Genomic DNA, 12306 nt, shown 5'->3' on the forward strand with positions numbered 1-12306 from the left:
GAACAAGGCTTGACAGCATCGGCGCAGGGCCGCGGCCAGCTGCCACGGGGGCTGGGTGGTGCGGCCGATTCAGGCTTCGGCTAGCTGCGTGCAGTGCAGCGGGGGCGATTGCGCGGATCGGGGGCACGTGGGGCTGCGCGTGCGGACTCGCTCGACGCCGTGGCCGAGCCGGTCGCATGCGCGCGCATGGATGCTTGCGCCATTACCGGGCTAGCTCGGCCTGAATTGCGGTCGCTCAGTCGGCCAGCAGCAGGTCATCGGCCGGCGCCGCGCAGGGCACATCCCACTGCGACTGCGACGCCTCCATTCCCAGCGCACGCCGCACCGGGGCGAAGCTGCGGCGGTGCTGCGGGCACGGCCCGTGGCTGCGCAGCGCGGCCAGATGCACCGGCGTGGCGTAGCCCTTGTGCTGGTCGAAGCGGTATTCGGGGTGTCGGGCGTGCAGCTCGTGCATCAGGCGGTCGCGGGTGACCTTGGCCACGATCGAGGCGGCCATGATGGCGCGATCGAGCGCGTCGCCGCCGATCAAGGCCTCGGCCGGGCAGGGCAGGCCCTTGGGCACCCGGTTGCCGTCGATGCGCGCGAACCCGGCCACATGCGCCACGCCTTCCACCGCACGCCGCATGCCCAGCATGGTCGCTTGGTAGATGTTGATGCGGTCGATCTCCTCGCTGTCGATCAGTACCACCGACCACGCCAGCGCCCGCTCGACGATACGCGCGTACAACTGCTCGCGCCGCTGCGCGCTCAGCTGCTTGGAATCGTCCAGCCCGTTGATGCGCGGCTTGCCGGGATCGAACACCACCGCCGCCACCGCCACCGGCCCGGCGAGCGGGCCGCGGCCGGCCTCGTCGACACCGGCGATCAACCGCGAATCGGGAATCGGGAATCGGGAATCGTGAAAAAGCGTGTCCTGCTTGGTCGGAGCCATAACGGTACCGTGGGAAGTCAAGCGCTTCACGACCCAGCTCCTGCCGATTCCCCACTCCCGATTCCCGATTCCAGCTGCGTCAGCAGCCCAGCCACCGCATCGGCCGCGCGCGCCGACGCGTCGCGGCGCAGTTGCGCGTGCAGGGCGAGATAGCGCGGTTGCAGGGCGGCGACTTTTTCCGGGTGCTTGAACCAGTCCAGCAGGGCCACGCACAGGCGTTCCGGCGTGCAGTCGTCCTGCATCAGCTCGGGGGCGAGGTCGTCGTTGGCCAGGATGTTGGGCAATGCGTAGCGGTTGACCTTGAGCAGGCCCAGCGTCTTGACGATGCGGTAGGTGAGCGGGGCGACCTTGTAGCCGACCACCATCGGGCGCTTGACCAGCATCGCCTCCAGCGTCGCGGTGCCCGACGCCAGCAGCACCACGTCGGCGGCCAGCATCGCGGTGCGCGCCTGGCCCTCGAGCAGGTGCGAACGCAGCACCGGCAGCGACGAACGCGACAACTGCTCGGCCAGCAGCTGCTTGCAGCCAGGATTGGCTGCCGGTACCAGCACGTGCAGGTTGGACAGGTGCTCGGACACCAGCCAGGCAGCCTGGAAGAACGTATCGCCGAGCTTGCTGATTTCGCCGTGCCGGCTGCCGGGCAACACCGCCAGCACGGTGCTGGAGGCGGACAGGCCCAGTTTGGCGCGCGCGGCCTCGCGATCGGCCTGGTAGGCGATGTCGTCGGCCATCGGGTGGCCGACAAACCGCGCATCGATGCCGTGCCTGGCGTAGATCGGCGGTTCCATCGGAAACAGGCACAGCACCAGGTCGGCGCTGGCGCCGATCTTTTCCGCACGCTTCTCGCGCCATGCCCACACCGACGGGCTGACGTAATGCACGGTGCGCACGCCACGCTGCTTGAGCCAGCGTTCGACCGACAGATTGAAATCGGGCGCGTCGATGCCGATGAACACGTCCGGCTTCCACGCCAGCACCCGCTCGCGGAAGGCGCGGCGCAGCTTCAACAACCGCGGCAGATGCTGCAGCACTTCGGTCAGCCCCATCACCGCCAGCTCGCTGGCATCGAACCAGGTCTGGCAGCCGGCACCACGCATCGCATCGCCACCGATGCCGACGAACTCGGCAGCCGGATAGCGGCGACGCAGCTGGTCGATCAACCCTGCACCCAGGATGTCGCCGGAGGCTTCGCCAGCGATCAGCGCGATGCGTGGGGCGCGCGTTTGCGCGCTGGGAATCGGCAGTGGGGAATGGAGAATCGGAAGTGCTGGCGATGGGCCGGCGGCAGGCGCGTCAGCGTGCGCGCCTGCATCGATTCCCGATTCCCGATTCCCAATTCCCCTCATCGCAACAACGGCCTTTCCGCCGCCTCGATGAACGCGAGCAGCCCGCGCACGTCCTCGCTGCTCTTGGCCTGTTCGGCCAGCTGCAGCTTGGCTTCGGCCAGCGGCAGGCCGGCGACGTACAGCGTGCGGTAGGCGCGCTTGATCGCGGTGATGCGCTCGGCATCGAAGCCGCGCCGCTTGAGCCCTTCGCTGTTGATGCCGCGCGGGCGGCCCAGCGATTCGCTGCCGACCATGGTGAACGGTGGGACGTCGCCGTTGGTCAGCGCGCCCATGCCCAGGAAGGCATGCGCGCCGATCCGGCAGAACTGATGCGCACCGGCAAAGCCGCTGATGATCACGTAGTCGCCCACGCTGACATGGCCGGCCAGCGTGGTGTTGTTGGAAAACACGCAGTGGTTGCCGACATGACAGTCGTGCGCCACGTGGGTGTAGGCCAGCATCCAGTTGTCGTCGCCGACCACGGTGATGCCCCCACCGCCGCCGGTGCCGCGATTGATGGTGACGAATTCGCGGATCACGTTGCCGTTGCCGATCACCAGCTCGGTGCGCTCGCCGGCGTATTTCTTGTCCTGCGGTTCGCCGCCGATCGCGGCGTGGCCGATGAAGCGGTTGTTGCGGCCGATGCGGGTCGGGCCGTGGATCGAGCAATGCGGCCCCACCTCGGTGCCCGCATCGATCTGCACATCGGCGCCGATCAACGAAAACGCGCCCACGCGCACATCGCTGGCCAGTTGCGCCGCCGGATCGATGACGGCGGTGGGATGAATCAAGGGTGCTTGATCACGCATCGTGTCTCACCTCCAAAAACGGATTATTCCTTGGCGCCGGCGCACATGACTTCGGCGCTGGCCACGACTTCGCCGTTGACCTTGGCCTCGCCGTAATAGCATCCCATGTTGCGGATCAAGCGCTTCATCTGCACTTCCAGCATGAGCACGTCGCCCGGCACCACCTGCTTGTTGAAGCGGGCGTTGTCGACCTTGACCATGTAGAACAGCTTGGACAGCGCGTCGCGTCCCAGTCCGAGCTGGGTCATCACGCCACCGGCCTGCGCCAATGCCTCGATGATCAGCACGCCGGGCATCACCGGGCGGGTGGGGAAATGGCCCTGAAAAAATGGCTCGTTGATGCTGACGTTCTTCTGCCCGACGATGCGCTTGGCATCCAGGTCGAGCTCGACAACCCTGTCGATCAGCAGAAACGGATAGCGGTGCGGAATCAGCGTCTGGATCTGGTTGACGTCGATCGGCAGCTCGTAAGTGGGGTGACTCATTCTTTCTCCTTGCCCACAGCCAGGATGCGCCTTGCCAGCACATCGAGTTGTTTGAAGCGCGCGGCATTCTTGCGCCACGTGCGATTGTCGGTGAGAGGGGTCCCGGACGAATACTCGCCCGGCGCATGGATGGAATTGCGCACCACCGACTTGCCGGTGATCACCACCTTGTCGCAGATCTCCAGATGCCCGACCACGCCGACATGCCCGCCGAGCAGGCAGTACCGGCCGATCCTGGCGCTGCCGGCAATCCCGGTGCAGCCGGCTATGGCGCTGTGTGCGCCGATGTGGCAGTTATGCGCGATCTGCACCAGGTTATCCACGCGCACGTCCTCTTCCAGCACGGTGTCTTCCAGGGCGCCGCGGTCGATGCAGGTGTTGGCGCCAATCTCGCAATCGTCGCCGATCACCACACCGCCCAGTTGCGGGACCTTGATCCAGTGGCCGGCATCCATCGCCAGGCCGAAGCCGTCGGCGCCGATCACCGCACCTGGATGGATGCGTACGCGCTTGCCCAGGCGCACCCGGGTCACCAGGGTGACGCGGGCGAGCAGCTCGCTGCCGTCATCGACCACGCAGTCCTCGCCGATGATGCTGCCGGTGCCGATCACGCAGCCATCGCCCACGCGGCTGCGCGCACCGATGCTGACGAACGGGCCGACGTGTGCGTTTGGCGATACCTGTGCGGTCGGGTTGATCGCCGCGGAAGGGTGGATGCCCGGCTCGCGCACCGGGGCCACGTCGAACAGGGCAGCGATCTTGGCGAAGGCGGTATAGGGATCCTTGGCGACCAGCGCGGTGCCGCGTGCGTCCTGCGCGTCGTCGGCGCGCAGGACCACCACTGCCGCCTGCGTCTGGCCCAGCTGCGGACGGTAGCGTGGATTGGACAGGAAGCTCAGTTGTCCGGCGCCGGCATGCGCCAGGGTGGCGACGCCACTGACTTCGATGGCGCCATCACCGACGAGGGTCAGACCAAATTGTTCGGCAATCGCACTGGCGGTCAAGCGCATCAGGGTCAACCTCTTGTAAATGCGGGAGAGCGGCTTTAACGGGGAAAAAACACCATTAAGCAGTTCCCAACAAAGCCTGCGTATCTAGGGTGCTGTCGCGATCAAGCGGCGAATCCAGGAGCAAGCATATGAAAACCATTCCTTCCATCCTTGGTGGTCTGGTCATGATGGGCGCGGTCGCAAGTGCATCGGCCCAATCCTTCGATGTCGAGCAGGGCAGGGCGACCGGTGAGCAGCAGCTGCAGTGTCTCAGCCTGCCTGCCGGCGACATCGCCAGCTGCCTGTCCAACACTGTTTCCACATGGTTCGACAGCTGGTTCTGACCGGCCGACATCCCCACCGGCGATACACGGGCGGCTCGCACAAGCGAGCCGCCTTTTTGTTGCCGTTGGCGGTTAGAACTGACCGCCGAAGGTGAACTGCAAACGTTCGATCTCGTCGTTGTCTTCCTTCTTCAACGGAAACGCGTAGCTGATCGAGATGGGGCCGACCGGTGCGCGCCACAACAGCGCCACGCCGGTGGACGCACGCAGCTCGTTGGCCTTGAAGTTGTCCACGCCGTCGTAGACATTACCGAAGTCGAAGAACGCTGACACGCGTGCCGACGGGCTGTCGAACAGCTTCGGGAAATACATTTCCACCGAACCGACGGTCTTGAACGAACCACCCAGCGGCTGGCCGCGCGTGTAGTTCAGGGTACTTTCCGAGCGTGGACCCAGCGTGTTGTCTTCGAAGCCGCGCACCGAGTTGGTACCGCCAGCGTAGAAGTTCTCGTAGAACGGCAGGCCGGTGGCCGTCACGGATCGGAGCAGGTTGCTGCCATTGCAGGCTTGTTCGGTAAATGTCGTACTGCTCTCTATGCCGCAAATCTCACGCGAGCTGTCTTTGCCATAGCTGTCGCCATAGCCCAGCTCGAAGCGGGTGTTCAACACGATCGCCGGGATGATCGGCCAGTAGTTGGAGATCTGGTAGTTGAACTTGTAGTACTCCACCGTGGAGCCGGGCAGGGTGGTCTCCAGGCCGACGCGCTGATACATGCCGCGGGTCGGCATGAAGAAGTCGTTGCGGGTATCGCGTGCCCAGCCCAGTTCGGTGCGCCAGGCATGGAAGGTGCTTGTGCCGATCGCATCGATATAATTGATGATGGCTTGCGGGGTCTGGCCCTGGAACGTGTTGATCTGGTTGCTGTCGACGCCGACCATCGCCGAGACGGTATCGTTTTCGGTGATCGGCACGCCGAACACCACCTGCGCCGAACCGTTCTTGCTGTTGTACTGCGCGGTGTTGAAGTCCGAGTAGTCCAGCGCGCGCCACGACAGGTTGTAGCCCAGCGACACGCCGTCGTCGGTAAAGAACGGGTTGGTGTAGGAGAACGCATAGCGCTGCTGGTAGCTGCTGCGCGAGGCTTCCACCGCCACCCGGTTGCCGCCGCCCAGGAAATTGTTCTGCGACAGCTGCACCGAGGTGGTCACACCGAAGCTCTGCGAGTAACCCAGGCCGAACACGAAGCTGCCGGAGGTGGTTTCCTTGACGTTGTAGACCACGTCAACCTGGTCGTTGCTGCCCGGCACGGCCGGTGTTTCCACGTCCACGCTCTCGAAATAGCCCAGGCGCTGCAGGCGGATCTTGGAACGGTCGATTGCCGCCTGCGAGTACCAGGTGTTTTCGAACTGGCGCATTTCGCGGCGCAGCACCTCATCGGAGGTACGGCTGTTGCCCTTGTACAGGATGCGGCGCACGGTCACGCGCGGGCCCGGCACCACCTGCAGGTTCACCGCAACGGTGCGGTCCTCGCGGTTCGGGGTCGGCAGCGGGTTGACCTTGGCAAACGCGTAACCGACGTTGCTGAGCGTGTTGGTGATCGCATCGGAGGTGTACTCCAGCAGCGCACGCGAGAAGATGTCGCCGGCCTTGGGGATGACCAGGCGCTCGATGTCGGCCTGCGGCAGCACGGTGTCGCCGGTGACCTTGATCTCGGAAATCTTGTACTGCTCGCCCTCGGTGACGCCGGCGCTGACGAACATGTCGCGCTTGTCGGGGCTGATCGACACCTGGGTGGAGTCGATGCTGAAGTCCACGTAGCCGCGGTCCAGGTACCAGGAGTTGAGCTTCTCCAGGTCGCCGGACATCTTCTCCTTGGAGTACTGGTCGTCGCGGCGGTACCACGAGGCCCAGTTGTGCTCCTTGGATTCCCAGTTCTCCAGGATGTCCTCGTTGGCGAACTTTTCGGTGCCGATCAGGTTGACGTGGCGGATCTTGGCGGCCTTGCCTTCCTTGATCGCGATCGCCACGTCCACGCGGTTACGGTCCAGCGGGCTGACCGTCGGGGTGATCTCGACGTTGTACTTGCCGCGGTTGTTGTACTGGCGGGTCAGTTCCTGGGTCACGCGGTCCAGGCTCAGGCGATCAAAGGTGCCGCCCTCGGTCAGGCCGATGTCGCCCAGACCCTTGAGCAGCTCCTCGGACTTGATGTCCTTGTTGCCGGTCACGGTGAGCTTGTTGATCGCCGGACGTTCCTTCACGGTGATCACCAGGATGTTGCCCTGGCGATCCAGCTGCACGTCTTCAAAGAAGCCGGTGCGGTACAGCGCACGGATCGAGTCGGCGACCTTGCCATCGTCCACGGTGTCGCCGCGGTTCACCGGCAGATAGGTGAACACGGTGCCGGAGGCAATGCGCTGCAGGCCGTCGACGCGGATGTCGCTGGCAACGAACGGCTCTGCGGCCAGGGCAACGACTGGCAGGCTGAGGCCGGCGGCAAGAGCGAGGGCAAGCAGGCGGCGAGTGGGAAGACGCGTCATGTCACATCCGGTTGGAGTCGATTTCGGGTGTTGCTGGATGCCGACGTATGACGACGACAACAGGCGGAAAGAGGGGAGCAGCTTCATCGTGGAACCAGGCCGAGGATGTCGTTGTAGAACGCCAGTCCCATCAGCCCGGCCAGGACCGCCAAGCCGACATATTGTCCGGCAATCATGGCCCGTTCGCTGATCGGGCTGCCCTTGACCAACTCGATAAGGTAATACAGCAGATGCCCACCGTCCAAGATCGGGATCGGCATCAGGTTGATGATCGCCAAGCTGAGCGACAGCAATCCCAGGAAATACAGGAACCAGTCGAGCCCGCGTTCGGCCGAGGCATTGGCCGCGCGCGCAATCGTGACCGGCCCGGAAATGTTCTTGACCGAGGCCTGGCCGGTCAGCATGCGCTTCATCATGCCCAGCGAATCGGCGGTCATCCGGCCGGTTTCACGGATTGCCGCCGGCACCGCGGCGAACACCCCATACTGCTGGCGGCTGTCGTATGCAGGTGCCTGCGCCGCCGCAAACCCCACGCCCAGCAGCCACTGGCCCTGCGGCGATCGGCGCGGGGCGATCTCCAGCGCCAGCCGGTCTCCGCCGCGCGCGACTTCGATCATGCCGGTGCCGCCCTGCGCGCCCAGTGCCTGCAGTTGGACAGGAATCTCGTCGGCCGAACGGATCGGCTGGCCGTCGATGGCCACGATGCGGTCGCCCGGCTGCAGCAGCCCCTGCGCCGCAGAGCCGGCGACCACCTGGCCCACGACCGGCGGCTGCAGCATGAACTGCCAGCCGATGCCGGCCAGCGACGCCACGCGGCGCTCGTCAAAGCCGGCCGGCAGCTGCGACAGCCGCAGGGTGTGCTCGCGGTTGCCGGCGCCGTCGGTGGCGGTCAGCACGCGGATATCGCGCTTGTCCATCGCCGCCGTGGTGAGCTGCATGCTGGCATCGCTCCAACTGCTGACGGTGCGTCCGTCGATGCGCACGATGCGCTCGCCCGGGGTCAGGCCGGCTTCGGCGGCCAGGCCATCGGCACGGCCGACAGTGGGCGAGTAATCCTGCTTGCCGACCACGAACATCGCCCACAGCATCGCCATGCACAGCAACAGATTGGCGATCGGGCCGGCGGCCACGATGGCGATGCGCTGCCATACCGTCTTGCGGTTGAAGGCCTGGTCCTGCTCGGACGGATGGACGTCGCCTTCGCGCTCGTCGAGCATCCTGACATAGCCGCCCAGCGGGATGGCCGCCACCACGAACTCGGTGCCGTGACGGTCGAGACGCATCCACAAGGGCTTACCGAAGCCCACCGAGAAGCGCAGCACCTTGACGCCGCAGCGGCGCGCGACCCAGAAGTGCCCGAACTCGTGAAAGCTCACCAACACGCCCAGGCTGACGATCATCCACCAGACCGAACCGATGAAATCACCCATGGATGCAACTCGTCTGCGTAAATCGATCAGGCATGAAGGCGGTGATGGGCGAGGGCGCGTTCGGTGATCTGTCGCGCTTGCGCATCGGCAGAAAGCAGGGTGTCGAGGGAGTCGGCATTGTGCCGTGGGAGCGTTGTCAGTGTGTGTTCGACCAACGCGGGAATCGCTAGGAAACCCACCTGGCCCTGAAGAAACGCTGAAACAGCCACTTCGTTGGCCGCGTTCAGGACCGCAGGCGCGGTTCCACCGGCCTCCAGCGCCTCCCAGGCCAGGCGCAGGCACGGGAATGCGGCCATGTCCGGAGCCTCGAAATCCAGTCGTCCCTGGGTCAACAGATCCAGCCCGGCAACGCCGGACTCAACCCGGTCCGGCCACGCCAGGCCGACTGCCAGCGTGGTGCGCATGTCCGGCAGGCCAAGCTGTGCCAGGGTGGAGCCGTCGACGAATTCCACCAGCGAGTGCACCAGGCTCTGCGGATGCACCAGTACATCGATTTGCGCACCGGGCAGGCCAAACAGGTGATGCGCTTCGATCACCTCCAGGCCCTTGTTCATCAAGGTCGCCGAATCCACCGAGATCTTCGGCCCCATCGACCATTTGGGGTGGGCGACCGCCTGCGCGGGCGTGACGGTGTTCAGCGCAACACGGTCCCAGCCCCGGAACGGCCCGCCGGAGGCGGTCAGGATCACCCGACGCACGCCGCGACTGGCGTCGCAGGAACGCAGGCACTGGAAGATGGCGCTGTGTTCGCTGTCGATCGGGATGATCTCGGCGCCGGCGGCAGTTGCGGTGCGGGTCAGCAGCTCGCCGGCCAGCACCAGGGATTCCTTGTTGGCCAGCAACAGGCGCTTGCCGGCACGGGCCGCAGCCAGCGTGGAGGGCAGCCCGGCCGCTCCCACGATCGCTGCGACCACGGTGTCGCAGGCATCGCTGGCGGCCAGCGCGTCCAGGGCGTCGGCACCGGCATGCGCCTGGGTGGCCAATCCGGCCGCACGCAGACCGTCGCGTAGCGCCGGATACAGGGATTGGTCGGCAATCACCGCATGCGCAGGGCGGTAGGTGACGCATAGCGCCAGCAGGGCGTCGACCTTGCTGCCGGCCGACAACACGCTGGCGCGCAGCCGCTGCGGATGACGGGCAATCACATCCAGTGCCGACGCACCGATCGAGCCGGTGGCGCCGAGCACGGCGACCTGACGGAGAGGGGAGCCAGCCATGCCTAGAATCCGAGAATTTCCTTGCCGAGTGCGAACACCGGCAGGGCGGCGAGCACGCCGTCGATACGATCCAGCACACCACCGTGGCCTGGAATCACCGCGCCCGAGTCCTTGGCGCCGGCGTGGCGCTTGAGCAGGCTTTCGAACAGATCGCCCAGCACCGAGGCCAGCACCGCCACTGCCGAGACCAGGACCAGCTGCGGCACATGCGCCAGGGTGAGTCCGGCCAGCCAGCCGAAGGCGCAGGCGACCACGATGCCGGCTGACAGGCCGCCGAGCAGGCCTTCGATGGTCTTGTTGGGGCTGACCCGCGGCGCCAGCTTGTGCTTGCCGAACGCGCGGCCGGCGAAATAGGCGCCCGAATCGGCCGCCCACACCATGGTCAGCGCGGTCAGCAGCCACAGATTGCCCTTGTCCGGGTTGGCATGCAGCAGCACCAGCGCGGCCCAGGCCGGCAGGACCGCCAGCGTGCCTGCGGCGAGCTTGAGCGCGCGCGCCTGGCCGTTGCCGTGATCGGCACCGAAGGTGAAAAAGCGCAGCCACAGCAGCGCCAGCAGCCACCAGACCACACCCACCAGGGCGGCGATCTGGAACAGCACCATCGAGCCGGCCGAGGCCCAGACCATCAGCACCATCAGCAGCAGATTGAGCATCAGCAGCACGGTGCGCGGCAGGCTGTCGTCGATGCCGGAGAGCTTGAGCCACTCCCACAGGCCGGTCAGGAACAGGATCGCTGCCAGCGCCGCCAGCCACTGCGTGGGCAGCAGCACGATCGCGCAGATGGCGAGCGGCGCCATGATCAGCGCGGCAATCACGCGGGTCTTGGTCATGCGGACGAGCTCTCCGTCGCCTTGTCGGCGATCTGGGCGCTGGTCAGACCGAAGCGACGTTCGCGCCCGGCATAGTCGTCCAGTGCCTGCTGCAGCACGCCGGCGTCGAACTCCGGCCACAGGGTTTCGGTGAACCACAGTTCGGTATAAGCCAGCTGCCACAGCAGGAAATTGCTGATGCGGGTGTCGCCACCGGTGCGGATGAACAGGTCCGGCGCCGGCAGATCGGCCAGCGCGACGCGGCTGGCCAGCAGCGCTTCGTCGATCTGCTGCGGTTGCAGGCGACCGGCGGCCACCTCTTCGGCCAATGCCCGCGCGGCCAGCGCAATGTCCTGACGGCCGCCGTAGCTGGCGGCGATGCTCAGCACCAGCCGCGCATTGGCGGCAGTGATGCGTTCGGCACCGAGCATGCGCTCGCGCAGCGGCGCCGCAAAGCGGCTGCGATCGCCGATGAAGCGCACTTGCACGCCACGGCGCTGCAGCTCGTCGACCTCGCGATCGAGCGCATGCAGGAACAGCTTCATCAGCGCATCGACTTCTTCCTGCGGGCGCCCCCAGTTTTCACTGGAAAACGCGAACAGGGTGAGCGCCGAGACGCCTTTTTCCAGGCAGAAATCGATGGTGCGATTGACCGCACGCGCGCCGGCGCGATGGCCGATCATGCGCGGACGCCGCCGACGCTGCGCCCAACGCCCGTTGCCATCCATGATGATGGCGATATGGCGCGGCACGGCGGCAGCGGAAGGTGCTGGATGCATGGCAGGCGTCGCCACGATCAGACCGTCATCAGTTCCTGTTCCTTGGCCTTGACGACCTCATCCACATCCTTGATGGCCTTGTCGGTGAGCTTCTGGATGTCGTCTTCGGCGCTGCGCGCTTCGTCTTCGGTGACCGCCTTGTCCTTGAGCAGATCCTTGACCTGCTGGTTGGCATCGCGACGGATGTTGCGGATGGCCACCTTGCTGTCTTCGCCCTCGCCATGCACGGCCTTGCTGAGCTCCTTGCGGCGCTCCTCGGTCAGCGGCGGCAGGTTCAGACGGATCACGGTGCCCACCACGGTCGGGGTCAGGCCCAGATCCGAGGCATAGATCGCTTTCTCGACGTCCTTGATCATGCCCTTGTCGAACAGGCTGATGACCAGCGAGCGGCCTTCGGAGACGCTGATGCTGGCGACCTGGTTGAGGGGGGTGTCGGTGCCGTAGGCCTTGACCTTGATGCCGTCCAGCAGCGCCGGAGAGGCGCGGCCGGTGCGCACGGTGGTCAGGGAATGGCGCAGAGCATCGATGCTCTTGGTCATGCGCGTCTGCGCGTCTTGTTTGATCTGGGTGAGCATCGCCGGAATCCGTGTGGAGCTGAATCCGGAGATTATAGCCGGGACTGGGGTTTCACGACTCGCGGGTCGTCAGGACCCGCGCAGCCGGTTCACTTGCCGGTGCCGGTGCCGGCGCCGCTTCCGCTGGAGCCGCTC

12 protein-coding genes are annotated in these 12306 nt (G+C 65.8%); 1 reads left to right on the forward strand and 11 read right to left on the reverse strand.

Translation table 11 applies throughout. The features are described 5' to 3' along the window. Nucleotides 1-235: 235 nt before the first annotated feature. Genes FHT09_RS13950 through lpxD form a run of 5 tightly spaced genes read right to left on the reverse strand, consistent with a single transcriptional unit; the run spans nt 236 to nt 4560 of the window. Nucleotides 236-931, reverse strand: a complete 696-nt coding sequence (locus FHT09_RS13950; RefSeq protein WP_104606321.1) for a ribonuclease HII — start codon at nt 929-931, stop codon at nt 236-238. Between the two features lie 26 nt (nt 932-957). Beyond that, on the reverse strand, nt 958-2277 hold the full coding sequence (gene lpxB / locus FHT09_RS13955) for a lipid-A-disaccharide synthase (RefSeq protein WP_104606320.1): 1320 nt from the start codon (nt 2275-2277) through the stop codon (nt 958-960). Further along, nucleotides 2274-3065: an acyl-ACP--UDP-N-acetylglucosamine O-acyltransferase gene (gene lpxA / locus FHT09_RS13960; RefSeq protein ID WP_104538123.1), complete on the reverse strand. Its 792-nt coding sequence runs from the start codon at nt 3063-3065 to the stop codon at nt 2274-2276. Before lpxA ends, lpxB begins: the two co-directional genes overlap by 4 nt. A gap of 23 nt (nt 3066-3088) precedes the next feature. After that, on the reverse strand, nt 3089-3550 hold the full coding sequence (gene fabZ / locus FHT09_RS13965) for a 3-hydroxyacyl-ACP dehydratase FabZ (protein WP_104538122.1): 462 nt from the start codon (nt 3548-3550) through the stop codon (nt 3089-3091). Further along, complete coding sequence (gene lpxD / locus FHT09_RS13970) at nt 3547-4560, reverse strand: UDP-3-O-(3-hydroxymyristoyl)glucosamine N-acyltransferase (RefSeq protein ID WP_104606319.1); 1014 nt, start codon at nt 4558-4560, stop codon at nt 3547-3549. Before lpxD ends, fabZ begins: the two co-directional genes overlap by 4 nt. Before the next feature lie 128 nt (nt 4561-4688). Between lpxD and FHT09_RS13975 the strand changes: the two genes are divergently transcribed. Next, the gene (locus tag FHT09_RS13975) at nt 4689-4883 is read left to right on the forward strand and encodes a hypothetical protein (RefSeq protein ID WP_146096514.1); all 195 of its coding nucleotides are present in this window, start codon (nt 4689-4691) and stop codon (nt 4881-4883) included. A gap of 72 nt (nt 4884-4955) precedes the next feature. On the opposite strand, the gene bamA is transcribed toward FHT09_RS13975, so the two are convergent. The 6 genes from bamA to frr all read right to left on the reverse strand — a co-directional run bounded on the left by bamA (nt 4956) and on the right by frr (nt 12171). Further along, the gene (gene bamA, locus FHT09_RS13980; protein ID WP_181141332.1) at nt 4956-7361 is read right to left on the reverse strand and encodes an outer membrane protein assembly factor BamA; all 2406 of its coding nucleotides are present in this window, start codon (nt 7359-7361) and stop codon (nt 4956-4958) included. Nucleotides 7362-7444: 83 nt separating this feature from the next. Beyond that, nucleotides 7445-8791: an RIP metalloprotease RseP gene (gene rseP / locus FHT09_RS13985; RefSeq protein ID WP_104538118.1), complete on the reverse strand. Its 1347-nt coding sequence runs from the start codon at nt 8789-8791 to the stop codon at nt 7445-7447. Between the two features lie 26 nt (nt 8792-8817). Beyond that, entirely contained in the window at nt 8818-10008 is a 1191-nt protein-coding gene (locus tag FHT09_RS13990) for a 1-deoxy-D-xylulose-5-phosphate reductoisomerase (protein WP_104606317.1), read from the reverse strand. Between the two features lie 2 nt (nt 10009-10010). Then, the gene (locus tag FHT09_RS13995) at nt 10011-10838 is read right to left on the reverse strand and encodes a phosphatidate cytidylyltransferase (protein ID WP_104606316.1); all 828 of its coding nucleotides are present in this window, start codon (nt 10836-10838) and stop codon (nt 10011-10013) included. After that, entirely contained in the window at nt 10835-11596 is a 762-nt protein-coding gene (uppS, locus tag FHT09_RS14000; RefSeq protein ID WP_166775567.1) for a polyprenyl diphosphate synthase, read from the reverse strand. The genes FHT09_RS13995 and uppS overlap by 4 nt, the downstream gene beginning before the upstream one ends. A gap of 17 nt (nt 11597-11613) precedes the next feature. After that, the gene (gene frr, locus FHT09_RS14005; protein ID WP_029221644.1) at nt 11614-12171 is read right to left on the reverse strand and encodes a ribosome recycling factor; all 558 of its coding nucleotides are present in this window, start codon (nt 12169-12171) and stop codon (nt 11614-11616) included. Nucleotides 12172-12306: the final 135 nt, after the last annotated feature.

The sequence above is a fragment of the Xanthomonas sp. CFBP 8152 genome (assembly GCF_014199025.1).
In the GTDB taxonomy this organism is placed as follows: domain Bacteria; phylum Pseudomonadota; class Gammaproteobacteria; order Xanthomonadales; family Xanthomonadaceae; genus Xanthomonas; species Xanthomonas arboricola_B.